The organism is Sphingomonas sp. SORGH_AS_0870, assembly GCF_031453175.1.
Lineage (GTDB): Bacteria > Pseudomonadota > Alphaproteobacteria > Sphingomonadales > Sphingomonadaceae > Sphingomonas.
Genome location: NZ_JAVIYW010000002.1, coordinates 375,116 through 393,276 on the forward strand (window position 1 = coordinate 375,116; position 18,161 = coordinate 393,276).

General features: G+C 67.2%; 21 protein-coding genes. 10 read left to right on the forward strand and 11 right to left on the reverse strand.

The window, feature by feature from the left end; translation table 11 throughout:
- Positions 1 to 2 precede the first annotated feature (2 nt).
- The gene (locus QE363_RS02185) at positions 3 to 188 is read right to left on the reverse strand and encodes a DUF1328 domain-containing protein (protein ID WP_007407044.1); all 186 of its coding nucleotides are present in this window, start codon (positions 186 to 188) and stop codon (positions 3 to 5) included.
- A gap of 151 nt (positions 189 to 339) precedes the next feature.
- On the opposite strand from QE363_RS02185, the gene QE363_RS02190 reads away from it, so the two are divergent.
- A complete protein-coding gene (locus QE363_RS02190) occupies positions 340 to 1,071 on the forward strand; it encodes a Crp/Fnr family transcriptional regulator (RefSeq protein WP_309691417.1) in 732 nt (243 codons plus the stop codon).
- 64 nt (positions 1,072 to 1,135) lie between these two features.
- Here QE363_RS02190 and QE363_RS02195 read toward each other — a convergent pair whose 3' ends face one another.
- From QE363_RS02195 to QE363_RS02205, 3 genes are all read right to left on the reverse strand, one after another.
- Positions 1,136 to 1,633, reverse strand: a complete 498-nt coding sequence (locus tag QE363_RS02195; RefSeq protein WP_307101883.1) for a Dps family protein — start codon at positions 1,631 to 1,633, stop codon at positions 1,136 to 1,138.
- 111 nt (positions 1,634 to 1,744) lie between these two features.
- Entirely contained in the window at positions 1,745 to 2,308 is a 564-nt protein-coding gene (locus QE363_RS02200; protein WP_309691419.1) for a TMEM165/GDT1 family protein, read from the reverse strand.
- Entirely contained in the window at positions 2,309 to 2,647 is a 339-nt protein-coding gene (locus QE363_RS02205) for a hypothetical protein (RefSeq protein WP_309691421.1), read from the reverse strand.
- Positions 2,648 to 2,850: 203 nt separating this feature from the next.
- Between QE363_RS02205 and rpmG the strand changes: the two genes are divergently transcribed.
- Entirely contained in the window at positions 2,851 to 3,018 is a 168-nt protein-coding gene (gene rpmG / locus QE363_RS02210) for a 50S ribosomal protein L33 (RefSeq protein ID WP_007407030.1), read from the forward strand.
- Positions 3,019 to 3,167: 149 nt separating this feature from the next.
- On the opposite strand, the gene QE363_RS02215 is transcribed toward rpmG, so the two are convergent.
- Positions 3,168 to 4,058, reverse strand: coding sequence for a LysR substrate-binding domain-containing protein (locus tag QE363_RS02215; protein ID WP_309691437.1), 891 nt, complete (start codon positions 4,056 to 4,058; stop codon positions 3,168 to 3,170).
- Positions 4,059 to 4,321: 263 nt separating this feature from the next.
- Here QE363_RS02215 and QE363_RS02220 point away from each other — a divergent pair, with 263 nt between their 5' ends.
- Positions 4,322 to 6,613, forward strand: coding sequence for a CDC48 family AAA ATPase (locus tag QE363_RS02220; protein ID WP_309691439.1), 2,292 nt, complete (start codon positions 4,322 to 4,324; stop codon positions 6,611 to 6,613).
- Positions 6,614 to 7,071: 458 nt separating this feature from the next.
- Here QE363_RS02220 and QE363_RS02225 read toward each other — a convergent pair whose 3' ends face one another.
- Positions 7,072 to 7,389 (reverse strand): antibiotic biosynthesis monooxygenase, encoded by a 318-nt coding sequence (locus QE363_RS02225; protein ID WP_309691441.1) that lies wholly within the window; start codon positions 7,387 to 7,389, stop codon positions 7,072 to 7,074.
- 147 nt (positions 7,390 to 7,536) lie between these two features.
- Between QE363_RS02225 and QE363_RS02230 the strand changes: the two genes are divergently transcribed.
- Positions 7,537 to 8,151, forward strand: a complete 615-nt coding sequence (locus tag QE363_RS02230) for a class I SAM-dependent methyltransferase (RefSeq protein WP_307101897.1) — start codon at positions 7,537 to 7,539, stop codon at positions 8,149 to 8,151.
- A gap of 90 nt (positions 8,152 to 8,241) precedes the next feature.
- Here QE363_RS02230 and QE363_RS02235 read toward each other — a convergent pair whose 3' ends face one another.
- A complete protein-coding gene (locus QE363_RS02235; protein ID WP_405053157.1) occupies positions 8,242 to 9,486 on the reverse strand; it encodes a phospholipase D-like domain-containing protein in 1,245 nt (414 codons plus the stop codon).
- 92 nt (positions 9,487 to 9,578) lie between these two features.
- Here QE363_RS02235 and rpoZ point away from each other — a divergent pair, with 92 nt between their 5' ends.
- Positions 9,579 to 9,923, forward strand: a complete 345-nt coding sequence (gene rpoZ, locus QE363_RS02240; protein ID WP_042486773.1) for a DNA-directed RNA polymerase subunit omega — start codon at positions 9,579 to 9,581, stop codon at positions 9,921 to 9,923.
- A 72-nt stretch (positions 9,924 to 9,995) separates the two neighbouring features.
- Here rpoZ and QE363_RS02245 read toward each other — a convergent pair whose 3' ends face one another.
- Together QE363_RS02245 and QE363_RS02250 are read right to left on the reverse strand one after the other, a co-directional pair.
- Positions 9,996 to 10,322, reverse strand: coding sequence for a hypothetical protein (locus tag QE363_RS02245; RefSeq protein WP_309691444.1), 327 nt, complete (start codon positions 10,320 to 10,322; stop codon positions 9,996 to 9,998).
- A gap of 409 nt (positions 10,323 to 10,731) precedes the next feature.
- Complete coding sequence (locus tag QE363_RS02250; RefSeq protein ID WP_309691445.1) at positions 10,732 to 11,202, reverse strand: GNAT family N-acetyltransferase; 471 nt, start codon at positions 11,200 to 11,202, stop codon at positions 10,732 to 10,734.
- A 120-nt stretch (positions 11,203 to 11,322) separates the two neighbouring features.
- On the opposite strand from QE363_RS02250, the gene QE363_RS02255 reads away from it, so the two are divergent.
- Positions 11,323 to 12,351, forward strand: a complete 1,029-nt coding sequence (locus QE363_RS02255; protein ID WP_309691447.1) for a hypothetical protein — start codon at positions 11,323 to 11,325, stop codon at positions 12,349 to 12,351.
- A gap of 84 nt (positions 12,352 to 12,435) precedes the next feature.
- Here QE363_RS02255 and QE363_RS02260 read toward each other — a convergent pair whose 3' ends face one another.
- Positions 12,436 to 13,833 (reverse strand): M20/M25/M40 family metallo-hydrolase, encoded by a 1,398-nt coding sequence (locus QE363_RS02260; RefSeq protein WP_309691448.1) that lies wholly within the window; start codon positions 13,831 to 13,833, stop codon positions 12,436 to 12,438.
- A 243-nt stretch (positions 13,834 to 14,076) separates the two neighbouring features.
- On the opposite strand from QE363_RS02260, the gene QE363_RS02265 reads away from it, so the two are divergent.
- Positions 14,077 to 14,730 (forward strand): queuosine precursor transporter, encoded by a 654-nt coding sequence (locus tag QE363_RS02265; protein WP_307101909.1) that lies wholly within the window; start codon positions 14,077 to 14,079, stop codon positions 14,728 to 14,730.
- A gap of 49 nt (positions 14,731 to 14,779) precedes the next feature.
- Positions 14,780 to 15,679: an acetylglutamate kinase gene (gene argB, locus QE363_RS02270; RefSeq protein ID WP_309691449.1), complete on the forward strand. Its 900-nt coding sequence runs from the start codon at positions 14,780 to 14,782 to the stop codon at positions 15,677 to 15,679.
- 216 nt (positions 15,680 to 15,895) lie between these two features.
- On the opposite strand, the gene QE363_RS02275 is transcribed toward argB, so the two are convergent.
- Positions 15,896 to 16,057, reverse strand: a complete 162-nt coding sequence (locus QE363_RS02275; RefSeq protein WP_307101913.1) for a DUF1674 domain-containing protein — start codon at positions 16,055 to 16,057, stop codon at positions 15,896 to 15,898.
- 66 nt (positions 16,058 to 16,123) lie between these two features.
- On the opposite strand from QE363_RS02275, the gene QE363_RS02280 reads away from it, so the two are divergent.
- Positions 16,124 to 17,470: an RsmB/NOP family class I SAM-dependent RNA methyltransferase gene (locus QE363_RS02280; RefSeq protein ID WP_405053158.1), complete on the forward strand. Its 1,347-nt coding sequence runs from the start codon at positions 16,124 to 16,126 to the stop codon at positions 17,468 to 17,470.
- Between the two features lie 33 nt (positions 17,471 to 17,503).
- Complete coding sequence (rpe, locus tag QE363_RS02285; RefSeq protein WP_309691450.1) at positions 17,504 to 18,160, forward strand: ribulose-phosphate 3-epimerase; 657 nt, start codon at positions 17,504 to 17,506, stop codon at positions 18,158 to 18,160.
- The last annotated feature ends 1 nt before the right edge of the window (position 18,161 follow it).

The following is an 18,161-nucleotide window of genomic DNA, read 5'->3' on the forward strand; positions in this document are numbered from 1 at the left end:
GATCAGTCGATGGCGTTCTTCACCGACTTGCCCGCGACCAGTCCCAGCACGAGGAAGATCACGAACAGTGCGATCGCGATGAAGAACAGGATCTTGGCGATGCCGACAAAGGCGCCCCCGATCCCCCCGAATCCCAGCGCGCCGAGAATCAGTCCGACGACGAGAAAGGTGATGGCGAGCTTGAGCATGGGACGATTCTCCTGACCTGACAGGGGGTCAACCGGCCAGGACGGTTGGTGTTCCGATTACGGATGGGCGAAACCGAAAGGGGGCGGGTGAGCCCGCTAAATGCAGGGATCGGTTGGCAAAAGGGGTGGGGAAATGGAACAAGGCCATCCTATGCCTTATCCGACCCACCGCTATCGCGCCTTGTGCGACCTGACCCCGGCCGAAGAGAATGCGCTGATCAACCTGGGCGATGCCGAGGTGGTGCGCCGTCGCGGCCAGACGTTCCAGCGCGAAGGCGACGTCGTCAGCGGCTTTTACCTGCATATCCGGGGATGGATCAGTTCCTCGATCGTGCTGCGCAACGGCGATCGGCTGATCCAGAAGGTCCATCTGCCCGGCGATATGCTGGCCACGCCCAGCATGGTCCTGCCGCATGCCGCCGACACGCTGACCGCGATTACCGAGGCGGTGACGGCGTTCGTACCCTATGAACGGATTGGTCAACTGTTGACCGAGATGCCGCGTCTTGGCGCGCTGTTCACCACGGCGGCGCAGATGGAGCGGTTGGCGCTGATGGACATGCTGGCGATCACGGGCAACGCCTCGGCCAAGGAGCAGTTGGCGCGCCTGCTGGTCGATCTGCACGCGCGGCTGACCCCGATCGACATGGTGCAGGACGACAGCTTCCACCTGCCGCTGACCCAGGAGATCATCGGCGATCTGGTCGGCCTGACCGCCGTTCACGTCAACCGGACGATCCGGGCGATGGAGGCCGAGGGGCTGATCTCGCGACAGGGCCATCGCTTCCGCCTGCTCGATCTGCCCGCGCTGCGCCAGCTCTCCCCGCTGCCCCCCCGGCGACCTCGGTTCGAGGCCCCCTGGCTGCCCGCCGCGGCGGTCTGACACCCAGACAAAAGGCCCCGGCTTTCGCCGAGGCCCTTTGCATCATGGGGCAGGGATGGGGGGATCAGCCCTTGCGGCCGGCTTCGAACAGGAACCAGGCGCGTTCCTCGGCTTGGTCGGTCCATTCGTCGACGATGCCGCTGGTGGCATTGTCCTTGGCCTCTTCGGCGGCGTCCTTGACGGTGCGGAACCGCTCGACCAGCTTCAGATTGTCGTCGCGCAGCTCGACCAGCATGTCGGCGGCCGACACGAATTCGCGGTCATTGTCGACGATGGTCTGGCGCCGCGCGATATCGCCGATCGAACGCAGCGTCACATTGCCCGTCTTGCGCACCCGCTCGGCAATCGCGTCGGTCACGCCCAGGATCTGCGTCGCCTGGTCGTCGAGCATCAGGTGATAGTCGCGGAAATGCGGGCCCGAGACGTGCCAGTGGAAATTCTTGGTCTTCAGGTACAGCGCATAGCAGTCCGCCAGGGCGCCGTTGAGCGCGTCGGCGACGCTGGCGGTCGCGTTGCGGCTGAGGTCGGTCGGCGTATCGAGCGCCGGATTGATATCGGACATGACATGCTCCCGCTATCTGTCGTTGCTGTCTGGATCGTTGCGTAAACGATCCGATGGCGCAAATGCTCCCTGCCTGTCCATGCACAAAGACCGTGCAGTCTGATCGATCCCCTAGATCAGTCCCCGGATCGACAGGGCGATGGTGATTCCGGCCAGAATCATCGCGCAACCGACGCCGATCCGTATCGCCCGTAGCGGCAGGCGGCGCCACTCCCGCTCACCGAGCAGCAGCGCGGGCAGGATCGCCCCCGCAAGGCCCAGTATCGCGCCGGGCAGCGCGGCCCAGGGCAGGGGCGACCGCGCCGCCGCCGCCGCGATGACCAGCGTCGTCGAATCGGAAAGCTGGATCGCACCGCTGCCGATCACCGCCGCGACCAGCGGGTTCCAACGCGGCGGCATGGCGCGCGGCGCGGTCATCCGCCCGAACAGCCCGATCCCCAGGACGAGCAGCGCCAGCGCCAGCAACAAGCTGCGGGTGTCGGGCGTCACCTCGGGCGCCAGCGTTTGGCCGAACGCAATCGCCAGGCCCGCCATGACCGCCTGGACCAGCATCGCCCCCAGGACGACCCGGCCGGGCTGTCGGCTATGCTCGGCCAGATGGACCACGAAGCCGCTCCATCGCCCCGCCGCCTGTGCGCCCAGCACCGCGACCAGCACGATCATCAGCGCATCCATTCAGCCCGCCAGCCGCGCCGAACAGACCGTGGCGAAGTGATTCGCCGTCTCGAAATCCTGCCGCTCGCTCGCCACCGCGTCGGTCAGCATCGTCAGCCAGCCATGCACGGTCGCCGTGCCGCCGCTGCGCGACAGGGCACGGTCGATGAAATGGGTGACGGTGACCGCCGGGGCCAGGCCATGGGCATGGGCGATTCGGCGAATCGCCTCGACGCCCCCCGCCAGATCGGCGACGGGGGCATAGGGCGCGCGAACGTCGAGCGCGGCGATGCGCGCCCAGAGCTGATCGCGAATCGCGCCGTCCATGCCCTTTTCGCGGGGCGAATCGCCTGTACCCATGGCCTTGCGCCTGTTCCTTCCACCCGTCCCTGTCCGGCGGCCCGCCGGGATCGGGGGGTGTAAGCATAGTCGCGGGCGCGTAAAGAGGGGCTTAAATGGCCCGCAATACTTGACTCGGGCGGGCCCATGGGCCATGGGCGGCGCTTATATAGCGGCGGCTCCGGCTGCCGCTTTCGCTTTTTCACGCATACAGGAACCAGGTCATGGCCAAGCCGACCACCGTCAAGATCAAGCTCGTCAGCTCGGCTGATACCGGCTTCTTTTACGTCACGAAGAAGAACCCGCGCACCAAGACCGAGAAGCTGAGCTTCAACAAGTACGACCCGGTCGTGCGCAAGCATGTCGAGTTCAAGGAAGCCAAGATCAAGTAATTTGCGGGCGGCGACCCCCAGGGTCGCCCCGTAATGGCTTGAAGGCGTGAAGCCGCCGTCCTGATGGACGTGCGGCTTTTTGTCGTTGGCGTGAGACCACTCCCCCTCCCGCCTGCGGGAGGGGCGTGCTTGGGGTAAGGGGCGTGTGCCTACGCCGCTTCGGGATACAGCGTGCGGATCAGCCAGTCGTGGAACAGCCGCACCGACTTCTGCTGGAGCGCGCGGGGGCGGCAGACGAACCAGTGGCTGTACGGGCTGTCGACCTCGATATCGAACAGCCGGACGAGGCGCGGGTCCTGCGCATGTTCGAAATGGCTGGCATGCATGAAGGCGATGCCCAGCCCCTGCGCCGCCGCCTCCAGCATCAGCCCGCCCGAATCGAAATAGTCGATCGCCTTGGGCTTGATGTTGGTCAGCCCCGCCACCTGGCACCAGGCGGTGAAGGCGTCGGGCATTTCGCGGTGGAGCAGCGCGGTCATGCCGTTCATCTGCGACGGGCGGACCAGCGGGTTGGGGCCTTCGACCAGCCGCTTCGACCCGATGACATAGACCTTGTTGCGATCCAGCCGCTTGGCATAGAGCGAGGGATCGATGTCGCGGCCCAGCGCGATCACCGCGTCCAGCCCTTCGCCCAGTCGCGCGATGCCGTGCCCGGCGGTGTCGATGTCGAGATGCAGTTCGGGATGCGCCGCGCGCAGCATCCCCATATGCGGGAACAGCCGCTGCGCCGCATAGAGCGGCAGCACCCCGAGTCGCAGGCGCAGCACCTCGTGCCCGCTGGTCATCGCCTCCACCGCGTCGCTCAACTGGTCGAGCAGCGGCGCGATCTGCTCCATCAGCGTCTGGCCATCCTCATTGGGCACCATCGCCTGATGCCGCCGCGCGAACAGCGGCTTGCCGACGAACCGCTCCAGCGTCTGGACCCGGCGGCTGAGCGCAGGGGCGGACAGCGCCAGTTCCTCGGCGGCGGCCTTGATGGAGCCCAGGCGGACGACCTGGACGAATGCTTCGATCGCACCCAGCGGGGGAAGCCTGCGCATCTCGCACCTGTTGTTGTGACATCCTCTCGATCAGAGGATTGCATAAACTGCAACCTTAGCCAAGCTTTTCGCACTTGCAACATAGCGTGCTGCGGCGCAAAAGGAACGGGCCTTTCAGGCATCCTCTCCTAAAAACTTTTACGGGCTGGTCGTTTCGATCGGCCCTTTTTTTTGCCTCGCTCCGTCGGGCGGCCCTTTCGCGACCCGGAACCCGCCCCCAAGTCCCGCGCTTTCGTGTTGAACACTCAAGCCAAGGGATCATCATGGCCGACAGCGACGCGCCGACCCGCAAGATACAGGTGGCCAATAGCCGTCCCGAGGATTCGGGGCGCGGGCTGGCGCATATGCCGCGCGCGCTGATGGCGGCGCTGGGCATCACCGAGGGCGATGTCGTCGAGATCGTCGGCAAGCAGGCGACCCCGGCGCGCGCCGTCGCCCCCTATCAGGAGGATGAGGGCCTCGACCTGCTGCGCATCGATGGGTTGCAGCGGGCCAATGCGGGCGTCGGCTCGGGCGATTTCGTCGAGGTGCGCAAGGTTGAATCGAAACCCGCGACCCGCGTCGTCTTCGCCCCGGCGCAGGAGAATCTGCGGCTCCAGGGATCGGCGCAGGCATTGAAGCGCACCTTCTTCAACCGGCCGCTCTGCCAGGGCGATGTGGTGGCGACCGCGGGGCAGCAGCGTGTGACCAACATGCCGCCGGGCGTCGCGCAATTCATGAACGCGCCCGCCTATGCGCTCCAGGAGATCCGCCTCGCGGTCGTCGCGGCCAGCCCCAAGGGCGTCGTCCATATCGACGAGAACACCGAGGTCGAGCTGCGCCCCGAATATGAGGAGCCGCGCGAGGCCCGACGTGCCGACGTCACCTATGACGATATTGGCGGCATGGCCTCGACCATCGATCAGCTGCGCGAGATGGTCGAACTGCCGCTGCGCTATCCCGAATTGTTCGAGCGGCTGGGCGTCGAGCCGCCCAAGGGCGTGCTGCTCCACGGGCCGCCCGGCACCGGCAAGACGCGGCTCGCCCGCGCCGTCGCCAATGAATCGGACGCGCAATTCTTCCTGATCAACGGGCCCGAGATCATGGGCTCGGCCTATGGCGAATCCGAACAGCGCCTGCGTGAGATTTTCGAGGAGGCGACCAAGTCCGCTCCCTCGATCGTCTTCATCGACGAGATCGACTCGATCGCCCCCAAGCGCGACCGGGTGCAGGGCGAGGCGGAGAAGCGGCTGGTCGCGCAGCTCCTGACCCTGATGGACGGGCTGGAGGCGCGCGCGAACCTCGTCATCATCGCCGCGACCAACCGGCCCGAGGCGATCGACGAGGCGCTGCGGCGGCCGGGCCGCTTCGACCGCGAGATCGTGGTGGGCGTCCCCGACGAGCGCGGGCGGCGCGAGATTCTGGGCATCCACACGCGCGGGATGCCGCTGGGCGACAAGGTCGACCTGGCCGAGCTGGCGCGCACGACCTTCGGGTTCGTCGGGGCCGATCTGGCCGCGCTGACCCGCGAGGCGGCGATCGAGGCGGTGCGGCGGATCATGCCGCGCCTGAACCTCGAGGAGCGGACGATCCCCGCCGAGGTGCTCGACACGCTGTCGGTGACGCGCGAGGATTTCATGGAGGCGCTCAAGCGCGTCCAGCCCTCGGCGATGCGCGAGGTGATGGTGCAGGCGCCCACCGTCCGCTGGGAGGATGTCGGCGGGCTCGACACCGCGCAGATGAAGTTGAAGGAAGGCGTCGAGCTACCGTTGAAGGACCCGGATGCCTTTCGGCGACTGGGTATCCGGCCCGCCAAGGGCTTCCTGCTCTATGGCCCGCCGGGCACCGGCAAGACCCTGCTGGCGAAGGCGGTCGCGCGCGAGGCGCAGGCCAATTTCATCGCCACCAAGTCGAGCGACCTGCTGTCCAAATGGTATGGCGAGAGCGAGCAGCAAATCACCCGCCTGTTCGCCCGCGCGCGGCAGGTGGCGCCGACGGTCATCTTCATCGACGAGCTCGATTCGCTGGTCCCCGCGCGCGGCGGCGGCCTGGGCGAGCCGCAGGTGACCGAGCGGGTGGTCAACACCATCCTGGCGGAGATGGACGGGCTGGAGGAATTGCAGTCGGTCGTCGTGATCGGTGCGACCAACCGCCCCAATCTGGTCGACCCCGCGCTATTGCGGCCGGGCCGGTTCGACGAGCTGATCTATGTCGGCGTGCCCGACAAGGCGGGGCGTCGGCGGATCCTGGGCATCCAGACCGCGAAGATGCCGCTGGCTCCCGATGTCGACCTGGACGATGTGGCGGCGCGGACCGATCGCTTCACCGGCGCGGACCTGGGCGACGTGGTCCGCCGCGCGGGCCTGATCGCGCTGCGCAAGTCGCTGGGCGCGCAGGAGGTCGACATGGCGGCGTTCGACGAGGCGCTGACCGAGGCGCGGGCCAGCGTGACCCCTGAAATGGAGCGCGATTACGAACAGATCGCCGCCCGGCTGAAACAGGATGCAGCGGCGATCCAGCCGATCGGCTTCATCACGCCGGGAATGCTGACGCCGAGAGGGGATAAGCAGCCTTGAGGGAAAGCCCCTCCTTCCGGCGGGGAGGGGGGGGCTATGGCGATCGACATTCAGTATTGCTTCTTCTTTCCCTCTCCCCTGGACAGGGGAGAGGGTTAGCGGAGCTTGCCAGCCTGCTGGCTAGCGCAGCTTGGGTGAGGGGTTGAGCGAGCCCAAAGGCTCGCGCGCTCGCGAAGCGAGCGCTCACCCCTCACCCAGCTCCGACTAAGCCTTTGCTTTCGCAAAGACCAAGTCTGCGCAACCCTCTCCCCTCTACGAGGGGCGAGGGACGGAAAGGCGTCGCTGAATGTCGATCGGCTCTAGGCTACGGGCCATGGTCTCGGTGAGACTCCTTGCCCTCCCCCATCCCAGTTTCAGGTAAACGATGCCCCGCATCGTTTAGGTCATGCCGGGGGCATGACAGACCTGGAACTCGCTTGCGGGAGGGACGTGCTTGGGGCCGGGCGCGGGCAACTCTCTTATGCTCGCTCCCCACCATAACTCCGCCCCACCTCGGCCACAGCGACCTCGTATCGCGAATACCACTCCGCCCGCCCATATTCCCGGATCGCCGCATGTTCCGGATGCGCCCGCCACGCCAGCGCGCTCGCCTCGTCCGCCCACCAGCTGATGGTGATCCCCAGCCCGTCCGCTCCGCGCACGCTGTCGACGCCGCAATAACCCGGCTGCTCCGCCGCGAGGGCATCCATCGCCTCCGCTGCGGCCGCATAGCCCGCCGCGTCATTCTCGGTCCGCTGCGACACGAAGATCACCGCTATCTGCCCCGTCCGATCCATCGCCGCTGCTCCTTTCGCCCCATCGCTTTGCGGTGGAATGCACCGCCCCGGCGCAACCCAATAGCTTGAAAGTCGTTCGGCACCTGTGCGACGAGGGGGTTTCCCTCGCGTCTCCTCCTCGCGGGGATCACGAACGACAGGAACTCGATGCCCAGCTCGACCACCGCCGCGCGCAAGTCCCGCACCGAAGCCACGGGTTATCCGTCGCCCGGCCAGATGTTTTTTCAGCAGTTTCTGAAGCATCCGGTGATGGTGGGCTCGATCATCCCCTCGTCGGGCAAGCTGATCCGCAAGATGCTGGCCCCCGTCGACTGGGCCAATACCAAGCTGTTCGTCGAATATGGCCCCGGCGTCGGCACCTTCTGCCGCCCGGTGCTGGACCGGATGGCGCCCGATGCGAAGCTGATCGCGATCGATACCAATGCCGATTTCTGCGACTATCTGCGCCACACCATCATCGACCCCCGCTTCACCGCGGTGAACGGCTCGGCGGCGGACGTGCAGAAGATCGTGCGCGACCATGGCTTCGACCATGCCGATTATGTCCTGTCGGGCCTGCCCTTCTCGACCCTGCCGCCCGGCGTCGGCCCCGCCATCGCCCAGGGCACGCACGACGTGCTGCGTCCCGGCGGCGCGTTCCTGGTCTATCAGTTCAGCCCCAAGGTGAAGGACTTCCTGACCCCGCACTGGGACAATATCGACCACGACATGGAATGGTGGAACGTGCCCCCGGCGCAGCTCTACTGGGCCTGGAAGGATTGATCGGCCGAGGCGTCGCCCCGGTGCAGGCCGGGGCCTTTCATGCGACGGGGCAACGATCGCCCATATTCCCGCCCTTGCCGGCATGACGTCCTAATCCCCGTCGGACGACTCGATCCCGAAGTTCAGCCCCCGCGATACCGACGGATCGATCACCGCGATCAGCAGATAGGCCGCGAACTGGCGCAGCCGCTGGAACCAGCCGGTGTTCCGCTTGTACCATTCGGGCGTGATCGCCTCCGACCGGGCGATTTCGGCATCGACATAGGCGCGGACATGGTCGGCAAAGGCGCGGTCCTCGATCCGGAGCATCAGCTCCAGATTCACGAACAGGCTGCGCATGTCGAAATTGGCGGAGCCGATATGCACCGCATCGTCGATCGCATATAATTTGGTGTGCAGCTTGGTGAGCTGATATTCATAGATGCGCACGCCCTTGCGCAGCAGCCCCGCATAGGTGAAGCGCGCCGCCGCGATCGTCGCCTCATTGTCCGACTGGCCCGCCGTCACGATCCGCACCTCGGCATCGCGACGCCCGGCACGGTCCAGCCGCCGCAATATGGTCGGGCTGGGGGTGAAATAGGCCGCGATCACGTCGATCCGCCGCCCCCGCCGCATATCGTCGCGCACCGTCCGCGCCCAGGGCGACAGCCGCCGCGTCGGCCCGCCGATCAGCCAGCGCAGCGCCCCCGTCGACTCGCTCCAATCGGCCAGCGCGCGGTTCAGGTCGCGCAGCCGCCCCTTGGCATCCTGCGTCCAGGCGAACAGCGCATCGAAATAGCCCGCCATCCGCGCCGCCGCCGGCCCCTCGACCAACAGACCCAGGTCGCGCCAGCTCTGCTCGGCGGGGGTGCCGAAATAATCGTCCTCGATATTGAAGCCGCCGATAATGATGGAGGGCGAGGGGCCCTCGGCATCCGCCAGCGCCAGCTTCTGGTGGTTGCGCAGCAGGTAGCGGCGGCCGAAGCGCGGCTCGAAGCGCGACAGCCGCGCGCCGGTTGCGACCAGCGGCCGGAAGAACGCCTCATCCGCGCCCGCGCCGAATCCGTCGACCACCACCGACACCGCCACCCCGCGTTGCGCCGCCGCGATCATCGCATCGCGCACCCGGCGCCCGGTCGCGTCGTCGGCATAGATATAATAGAGGATGCGCAGGCTGGTCCGTGCGCCTTCGATCAGTGCCAGCAACGCCGCCAGCCGTCGCGGGCCGGTGTCGAGCAGGGTCAGCCGGTGGCCATCGACCGGAAAAACGGGCTGTTCGGGCGGGGCGGGTGACGAAATGGCGAACTCCTGAAAGGCCCGGTGATCCTGACGAAAGCGTAACGAGCCAAGCGACATATGCGTTGCACGCGCCGCGGCTTTTGACTTGTGCGCCCTTTGCTGCTAGGTGGCCCGCTTTCATCCCAGCATTATTTGCGAAGGACACACGCATGGCGCGCGTCACCGTCGAAGATTGCGTCGACAAGATTCCCAACCGTTTCGATCTGGTGCTGTTCGCGGCGCAGCGGGCCCGTCAGATTTCGGGCGGGGCGGATCTGACCGTCGACCGCGATCGCGACAAAAACCCGGTCGTCGCGCTGCGCGAGATCGCCGAGGAAACGGTTCGCCCGACCCATCTGGAAGAGGCCGTGGTCAACAGCCTGCAGCGCGTCCAGATCGACGACGAGGACGAGGCGGATGACGTCGGCAGCCTGCAGGCTTCGGCCGAGGCGCTGCGCCTGACCGCCGCCGCGCCGCCGCGCAACCAGAATCTGGGTGCCGATTACGACGGCTGATCGCGCCCGCGATCATGCGAAAAGGGGCCGGTGCGAACCCTCGCGCCGGCCCCTTTCGTTTGCGCGGCAGGATCAATAGCCCCAGCCGCCGCCATGCCAGTAATCCCAACGTGCGGCATGCCGCTCATGCCGGGCAAAGCGTGCGTCGCGCCGCGCCTCCGATCGGCGTACGGCCGCAGCATGGGCATAGGCGTCCGCCGCGCGATAATCGCCATAATAGGCCGCCTCATCGGCCGCCCGCTGGTCCCGCCCGGCCTGATACGCATGCACCTCGGCCCCGCGTCCCGCACGATGCGCCATATAATCATCATAGCGCCAGTCTTGCGCATTGGCGGCCCCGGCGGCCAGCATGGCCCCACCGGCCAGTGCGAACAGCAATCCCGTTCTGAGCATCTTCATCGCAACACCCTCACATCCATTCGCTCCCGGATGGACGGGACGTTGCCCTTCCCATCCTGAACCGGGCGTGGCAGCGGCGTTCAGCGGGTTGGCAGATAGAGCGAGGAGCGAGGGCCGATCGCCATTCAGCGATGCCTTTCCGTCCCTCGCCCCTCGCAGAGGGGAGAGGGGTGCGCAGACTTGGCCTTTGCGAAAGCAAAGGCTTAGTCGGAGCTGGGTGAGGGGTGCATGCGCGCAGCGCGCGAGCCGAAGGCTCGCTCAACCCCTCACCCAAGCTGCGCCAGCCAGCACGCTGGCAAGCTTCGCTTCCCCTCTCCCCTGTCCAGGGGAGAGGGGAAGAAGAAGCAATACTGAATGTCGATCCGCCCTGGGTGGCGGGTCCGTCCGGACGAACCGGTAAGGCGGACCATCACCCGCCCCGCGAGACCGGCTCCGACAGGATCTTCGCAAAGCAGACGGCCTCGGGCCGCCCGGCATATTTCCCAAAATTGGGGATGCGCCGATAGCCGTTCTTCTCGTAGAATCGTACGGCCCTTTCATTGACCCGTCGCGTCTCCAGCCAAAGCTGGTCATATCCGTCCGCCCGCGCGCGGGTTTCGAGACAGGCGAGGATAGCCGCGCCGACACCCTTACTTCCGGGCAGGGCGAACATCCGCTTGAGCTCCGCCACGCCCTCCGCCAGCGGCCGATACGCGCCACAGCCGAGCGGCCTTCCCTCCTCGTCATACGCCAGCACGAACGACGCGCCGTCACCCTGTACGTCCAGGGGATCGAAGGATGCTCGGCCGCTGTCCCCGGTTATCGTTTCCAGCGCGTCGGAAAGCCGGTCGAGCAGCCGGGACGATGACGGATCGGTGGGGTCGGCGGGTTCGATACGCATTTGAGGAACGGCTCCTTCGAGGGCAAGGATTATCGCGCCCACTCGCGGGCTTGTCGAGCGTGTATTGACACAATAATACACATGAGCGATCCTCTCCGCTTCTCAATGGGGAGAAGGTCCATGTACAGCGAAAGCGACATCGACGGTGCGGTGGCGGCGGGGGCGATTTCGTCCGAGGCGGCGGCGGCGCTGCGGCGGCACGTCGCGACGGTCCATGCCGCACCGGCCGTCGAGGAGGAGCATTTCCGGCTGCTCACCGGGTTCAACGACATCTTCGTGTCGATCGCGATCGCGCTGCTGCTCGCCGCGCTCGGGCAGATCGGCTTCAGCCTGAGCCATGGGCTAGGCGGTGCCTTCGTCGCGGCGGCGGCGTGGATGCTGGCCTTCTACTTCACCGGCAAGCGGCGGATGGCGCTGCCCAGCATCCTGTTGCTACTCGCCTTTGTCGGCGGTGTGGCGGGGGGGCTGATCGGGTTCATCGAGACCCTCTGGTCGAACATCAACGGCACGGCTGGCGCCTTGGCGATGTCCGGGGTGGGGCTGGTCTCGGCCGGGGCGGCATGGCTGCACTGGCGCCGGTTCATGGTGCCGATCACCGTGGCGGCGGGGGCGGCGGCGCTGGTCGCGGTCGTGATCGGGCTGTTGATGGCGGCGTTCCCCGACATCAAGCAGGGCATGTGGCCGATCCTGCTCGTCTGCGGGATCGGCGTCTTCGCGCTCGCTATGCGTTGGGACATGTCGGACCCGCAGCGTCAGACCCGGCGTGCGGACGTCGCCTTCTGGCTGCACCTGGCCGCCGCGCCGATGATCGCGCATCCGATCTTCCAGATGCTGGGCGTGTTCGACGGAGAGATCGGCGCGGGCGTCGCGGTGATCGTGCTGGCGCTCTACCTGCTGTTCGCGGGGATCGCGCTGGCGGTCGACCGGCGGGCGCTGCTCGTCTCCAGCCTCGTCTATGTGCTCTATGCGCTCTATTCGCTGTTCCGCAGCGCCGGGGCGGTCGAACTGGGCGCGGCGTTCACCGCCTTCGTCATCGGCTCGGCGCTGCTGACGCTGTCCGCCTTCTGGCAGCCGATGCGGCGAATGGTCGTCGGCTGGCTGTCGCAGCCGATGCGCCTGCGCCTGCCGCCGGTGCACCAGCCCGCCTGATTGGGGAGCGGGCCGGTACCGCTGAAACGGGTCTAAAGCCCCTGAAGCCTCGCCGCCCGTCGGAGACGGGCGGCGATGTCGCGTTCAATAGGCATAGGCCCGGACCAGATCGTAGAGATAGTCCCGGCCGTCATAGAGCGACGTGACCCGAATCCGCTCGTTCAGGCCGTGAATGCCCGACATATCCTTCTCGATGAAGATGCCCGGCGCGCCGTAGACCGGGATGCCGATCGTCTGGAAGAAGATGCCGTCGGTCGCCCCCGTCGACATCATCGGGACCAGCGGCACGCCGGGGAAGTGCTTGGCGGCCAGCGTCTTCATCGGGCCGATGATCTTGGGGTCCAGCTTGGGCGGAATGGCGGTCGGCCGTACCGGCTGGTTGGCGGTGACGGTGATCTTCGGCCCGGCCAGTTCCTTCAGCTTGGCCAGCGTGCCCTCGACCGTCTCGCCGGGGAAGATGCGGCAGTTGATATTGGCGGTCGCGCGCTGGGGCAGCGCGTTTTCGGCATGACCCGCCTGAAGGAGCGTCGCGACGCAGGTGGTGCGCAGCGTCGAATGCAGCGCCTTGTCCTGGCTGACGACGGCGTCGGCGGCCTTGTCGTTCGGATCGGCGAGCAGCCGGGTGATCGCATCGCCGAGCGGCCCGCCGACCTTCTGCGCGGTCGCGGTCAGGAAGGCGCGGGTGGTGTCGGTCAGCTGGATCGGAAACTCGTAACCCTGCACCGCCTTCACCGCGTCGGCGAGTTCGTAGATCGCGTTTTCGGGCGTCGGCTGCGAGCTGTGACCGCCGGGATTGGTGGCCAGGAAGGTATAGTTCTGCGCCGCCTTCTCGCCGACCTGCACCGCCAGCAGCTCGCGCTTGCCGTCCGAATCGAGCCGCCCGCCGCCGCCCTCGTTCAGCACGAACTCGGCCGCGATCAGATCGGGCTTGTTCTTCGCCAGCCACTCCGCACCGTTGAACGCGAAGGTCGTTTCCTCGCCACAGGTCAGCGCCATCTTGATCGTGCGCTTGGGCGGGGTCTTTTTCAGGCGGATCAGCGTATCGGCCCAGATCGCGCTCATCGCCTTGTCGTCGACGGTGCCGCGACCATAGAGGAAGCCGTCCTCCTCGATCAGCTTGAACGGATCGCGGGTCCAGTCCTCGCGCTTGGCCTCGACCACGTCGAGATGGCCGAGCAGCAGCATCGGCTTCAGCCGCTTGTCGGTGCCGGGCAGTACCGCGACGATGCCGCCGTCCTTGGGATGCTCAGGCACCGAGAACAGGGTGATGTCGGCGTCCTTGTAGCCCGCGGCCTTCAGCCGGTCGGCGATCTGGGCGGAGGCCTGGGTACAGCTGCCCACCGACAGGCTGGTGTTGGTTTCGACCAGCTGCTTGTACAGGTCGAAGAACGCCTTCTGGTCGGGACGGGTCTGCGCCGCCGCAAGCCCCGGCATCATCGCCAGCGTCGCGGCAACCCCGCCGAGCCATTTCGCCAACCGCATATCTGATCCCCCTGATTATCGTTTCGGTGGGGAATAGAGCGTGTTGCGGGAGGCGGCGCAAGCGACGGAATGTTCCTCCCCTGGAAGGGGAGGTGGCGCGCGTAGCGCGTCGGAGGGGTGTCCCCCTCTCGATAGCGCGACACCCCTCCGTCAGGCCTGACGGCCTGCCACCTCCCCTTGCAGGGGAGGAAAGGGGTTCGCCTAATCCTTTGCCCCGGCGCGATTTCGCGCTAGCAGTCGCCGATGGACCATCCCGACGCCGTTTCCCGCTCGCGCCTGATCTCTCCCTCGCTGTTCGCGCTGTCGATCTTCTACGGCGGCATGGTGTGTATCGCGGGCGTGCTGGGCAACAAGCAGGTCGCGCTGGGGCCGCTGGCGGTCGAGGCGGGGATCTTCGCCTTCCTGCTGCTGGTCGTGACGTCGAGCGCGGTGGCCGAGCTGCACGGGCCGCAGGTCGCCGGGCGGCTGGTGCGGGTGGGCTTCGTGCCGCTGCTGGTGTCGCTCGCTTTGTCGTGGATCGTCTGGATGCTGCCGCCCTCGCCGGAGATGATCCCGGCCAATCGCGACGCGATCCAGCTGGTGCTGGGATCGACCTGGCGGATCTGGCTGGGCGGCATCGTCGCCTATGGCGTGTCGCAGACGCTGAACGTCACCATCTTCGCCGCTCTGAAGGGCAAGGAGGGCAGCAAGCTGCTCTGGCTGCGCGCGGCGGTGGCCAGCATGCTCAGCCAGGTGGTCGACACGCTGCTGTTCGTCACCATCGCCTTTTACGGCGCCTTCCCCATCGGCCAGCTGATCGTGGGGCAGATGATCGCCAAGGTCACGCTGTCGGCCGTTCTCGTCCCGCCGTTGATCTATCTGTTCGTCGGCCTGGGGCGGCGGCTCGATCGCGCCTGATCCATATTGCCGGTTTTCCCCGTTCCCGACCCGCGATAAAGGGCCGCTCATGACCAACCACGATCCCGACGCCGCCCTGCTCGCCAAGGCCGAGACGCTGACCGAGGCGCTGCCCTATCTCCAGCGTTATGCGGGCAAGACCTTCGTGGTGAAATATGGCGGCCACGCCATGGGCGATCCCGAACGGCAGCGGGATTTCGCCGAGGACATGGTGCTGCTGAAGGCGGTCGGCATCAACCCGGTGGTCGTCCATGGCGGCGGCCCGCAGATCGGCGCGATGCTGAAGCGCCTCGGCGTCGAGTCGCAGTTCGTCAACGGCCTGCGCGTCACCGACAAGGAAACCGCGCAGATCGCCGAGATGGTGCTGGCGGGATCGATCAACAAGGAAATCGTCAGCTGGATCTCCGCCGCCGGGGGCCGCGCGGTCGGCATCTCGGGCAAGGACGCCGGGCTCGTTATCGCCGAGAAGGTGCAGGGGCGCGAGGCCGATCCGCTGAAGGGGATCGAGCGCCATGTCGATCTGGGCTTTGTCGGAGAGCCGGTCGCGGTCGACCCGCGCCTGATCGAAAGCCTGTGCGCCGACGGCATCATCCCGGTCATCGCGCCGGTCGCGATCGGGATGGACGGGCATACCTATAACATCAACGCCGACACCATGGCGGGCGCGATCGCCGCGCGGCTGGGCGCGTCGCGCTTCTTCCTGCTGACCGATGTCGCGGGCGTGCTCGACAAGCAGGGCGAGCTGATGACCGACCTGAACCCCGCGCGGATCGCCGAGCTGCGCGCCGACGGGACGATCTCGGGGGGGATGATCCCCAAGCTGGAGACCTGCGTCTCGGCGGTCGAGGCCGGGGTGGACGCGGCGGTGATCCTGGACGGGCGCGTGCCGCACGGGATGCTGCTGGAGATCTTCACCAAGCAGGGTGCGGGGACGTTAGTGCGCCGGTGATCGGGGTGAGGTCGGGGGCGTGGCCTTCGACTTCGCTCAGGCTGAACGGGGGTTGAGCGGTCTAACCTAGCCTCTGGCCGCTCCCCTCCCGCCTGCGGGAGGGGGTGGGGGAGGGCACGGAGTCTCACCGAGACTGTCGCCCGTGGCCAAACCCCCACCCCAAACCCCTCCCCCCTACCGGGAGGAGGGGCTTTAAGAAGATGACGGGCTTTCGGGTCAAAAATCGACCGCCACCCCCTTCAATTCCCAATCCCCATAGCGCACCGGATTCTTCCCCAATGGGTCGTCCTGCGGCTCGGGCTTGGCCTCGGGCTGCGGCACCGGGGTATTTTGCGAGAGATAGGCGGGCGGCTTCACATGGTCGGGGCGCTGGCCCATGGGCGGTCCTTTCGACTAAGGGGCAATGATTGCAGCCCATGTCGGGGCTGACAGGAGTTTTGCCAAGTGACACGCCCCCCCCAATCGCCTTCGCGCCCCGGCCGTCCCGATCGTCGCGGGCCGCCCAAGGGCGGCGACCGGCGCGGGGGACCGCAGCGCCCCTCTGAACCGCTGGGCACCGCCACCCGCCGCGCCGCCATCCGACTGCTCGACGCGGTGCTTCGCCGGGGCGAACCGCTGGAGGCGGCGCTCGCCTCGGCCACCCGTGCACTGGCGGGCGGACCGGATCGGGGCCTGGCGCATGCCATCGCGGCGGAGACGCTGCGCCGCCTGCCCGATCTGGACGCGCTGATCGACTCGGCGACCAAGCAGCGGCTGCCCGACGATGCCAAGGCGCGCTTCGCACTGCGCATCGCGCTCGTCCAGGTGCTGGCGCTGGGCACGCCGCCGCACGCCGCGATCGCGACCGTGCTGCCGCTGGTCGATGGCGGCCCGCGCAAGCTGGTCCACGGTGTCTTCAGCACCATCACCAAGAGCGGTGTCCTGCTCCCCGAAATCCCCGCGCTGCCGCCCGCGACCGAGATGCGCTGGGAAGAGAATTGGGGGGAGGATATGGTCGAGGCCGCCGCCCACGCCATCGCCGCCCCGCCGCCGCTCGACCTGACGCTGGCCGATCCGTCCGCGACCGACGAATGGGCGGAAAAGCTGGGCGGGGTCAGCCTGCTCCCCGGCCATGTCCGCCTGCCTTCGGGCAATTCGGTGATGGAGTTGCAGGGCTTCGACGAGGGCGCCTGGTGGGTGCAGGACCTCGCCGCCTCGATCCCCGCCCGTCTGCTGGGGCAGGGGCCGGGCCATGTGCTCGACCTGTGCGCCGCGCCGGGGGGCAAGACGTTGCAGCTTGCGAGCGCGGGCTGGACCGTCACCGCGATCGACCAGTCCGAATCGCGACTCGCCCGCCTGGCCGAGAATCTCGAGCGCACCGGCCAGTCGGCTGAGGTCGTCACCGCCGACCTGCGCGAATGGAACCCGAAGGGGCAGGTCGATGCGATCCTGGTCGATGCGCCATGCAGCGCCAGCGGCATCTTCCGCCGTCACCCCGACGTCCTCTACCGCGTTCGCCCCGCGATCATCGCCGAGATGGCGGAGTTGCAGCGGGTGATCCTGGCCCGCGCCGCCGACTGGCTGAAACCCGGCGGGACGCTGGTCTATGCCACCTGCTCGCTGGAGCCCGAAGAGGGCGAGCGCCAGATCGCGGCGTTCCTGGCCGAGCGGCCCGATTACGCGCTGTCGCCGATCGCGGGCGAATGGCCGGGGATCACCGACCAGGGCACGATCCGCACCCTGCCGACGATGCTCGCAAGGGAAGGGCGGCTCGACGGGTTCTTCATCGCGCGGCTGCAACGCAAAGGCTGACTTGGGCGCGATAGGACGTTAAGGACAAATGCCATGCTCCCCGTCCGTATCGCACCCTCCATCCTGTCCGCCGATTTCGCCAAGTTGGGCGAAGAAGTCCGGGCCATCGACGCCGCGGGCGCCGACTGGATCCATATCGATGTGATGGACGGGCATTTCGTGCCCAACATCACCATCGGCCCGGCGGTGGTGAAGGCGCTGCGCCCGCATACGGACAAGCCGTTCGACGTGCATCTGATGATCTCGCCGATCGACGCCTATCTGGACGCTTTTGCCGAGGCGGGGGCGGACACCATCACCGTCCACCCGGAGGCGGGGCCGCACATCCACCGCACGATCCAGCATATCAAGGGGCTGGGCAAGCGCGCCGGGGTCGTGCTGAACCCCGCCACGCCTGCCAAGATGCTGGATTATCTGATCGACATGGTCGATCTGATCCTCGTCATGAGCGTGAACCCCGGTTTCGGCGGCCAGAGCTTCATCGAAAGCCAGCTGAAGAAGATTTCGGCGATCCGCAAGATGATCGAGCATTCGGGGCGCGCCATCGACCTGGAGGTCGATGGCGGCGTCGATCCGGCGTGGGCGAAACGCTGTATCGAGGCGGGGGCCGACGCGCTGGTCGCGGGAACGGCGGCCTTCCGGGGCGGTCCGGACCAGTACGCCGCCAACATCGCCGCCCTGCGCGGTTGAG

Bases quoted from the DNA above. Each gene is read 5' to 3' on its own strand.
- QE363_RS02185 (WP_007407044.1), bottom strand. From the start codon at position 188: ATGCTCAAGCTCGCCATCACCTTTCTCGTCGTCGGACTGATTCTCGGC.
- QE363_RS02250 (WP_309691445.1), bottom strand. From the start codon at position 11,202: ATGCGTATCGAACCCGCCGACCCCACCGATCCGTCATCGTCCCGGCTG.
- QE363_RS02215 (WP_309691437.1), bottom strand. From the start codon at position 4,058: ATGCGCAGGCTTCCCCCGCTGGGTGCGATCGAAGCATTCGTCCAGGTC.
- QE363_RS02225 (WP_309691441.1), bottom strand. From the start codon at position 7,389: ATGGATCGGACGGGGCAGATAGCGGTGATCTTCGTGTCGCAGCGGACC.
- QE363_RS02195 (WP_307101883.1), bottom strand. From the start codon at position 1,633: ATGTCCGATATCAATCCGGCGCTCGATACGCCGACCGACCTCAGCCGC.
- QE363_RS02255 (WP_309691447.1), top strand. From the start codon at position 11,323: ATGTACAGCGAAAGCGACATCGACGGTGCGGTGGCGGCGGGGGCGATT.
- QE363_RS02200 (WP_309691419.1), bottom strand. From the start codon at position 2,308: ATGGATGCGCTGATGATCGTGCTGGTCGCGGTGCTGGGCGCACAGGCG.
- QE363_RS02205 (WP_309691421.1), bottom strand. From the start codon at position 2,647: ATGGGTACAGGCGATTCGCCCCGCGAAAAGGGCATGGACGGCGCGATT.
- QE363_RS02275 (WP_307101913.1), bottom strand. From the start codon at position 16,057: ATGGGCCAGCGCCCCGACCATGTGAAGCCGCCCGCCTATCTCTCGCAA.
- QE363_RS02230 (WP_307101897.1), top strand. From the start codon at position 7,537: ATGCCCAGCTCGACCACCGCCGCGCGCAAGTCCCGCACCGAAGCCACG.
- QE363_RS02245 (WP_309691444.1), bottom strand. From the start codon at position 10,322: ATGAAGATGCTCAGAACGGGATTGCTGTTCGCACTGGCCGGTGGGGCC.
- argB (WP_309691449.1), top strand. From the start codon at position 14,780: ATGACCAACCACGATCCCGACGCCGCCCTGCTCGCCAAGGCCGAGACG.
- QE363_RS02265 (WP_307101909.1), top strand. From the start codon at position 14,077: ATGGACCATCCCGACGCCGTTTCCCGCTCGCGCCTGATCTCTCCCTCG.
- QE363_RS02235 (WP_405053157.1), bottom strand. From the start codon at position 9,486: ATGTCGCTTGGCTCGTTACGCTTTCGTCAGGATCACCGGGCCTTTCAG.
- QE363_RS02220 (WP_309691439.1), top strand. From the start codon at position 4,322: ATGGCCGACAGCGACGCGCCGACCCGCAAGATACAGGTGGCCAATAGC.
- rpoZ (WP_042486773.1), top strand. From the start codon at position 9,579: ATGGCGCGCGTCACCGTCGAAGATTGCGTCGACAAGATTCCCAACCGT.
- QE363_RS02260 (WP_309691448.1), bottom strand. From the start codon at position 13,833: ATGCGGTTGGCGAAATGGCTCGGCGGGGTTGCCGCGACGCTGGCGATG.
- rpmG (WP_007407030.1), top strand. From the start codon at position 2,851: ATGGCCAAGCCGACCACCGTCAAGATCAAGCTCGTCAGCTCGGCTGAT.
- QE363_RS02190 (WP_309691417.1), top strand. From the start codon at position 340: ATGCCTTATCCGACCCACCGCTATCGCGCCTTGTGCGACCTGACCCCG.
- rpe (WP_309691450.1), top strand. From the start codon at position 17,504: ATGCTCCCCGTCCGTATCGCACCCTCCATCCTGTCCGCCGATTTCGCC.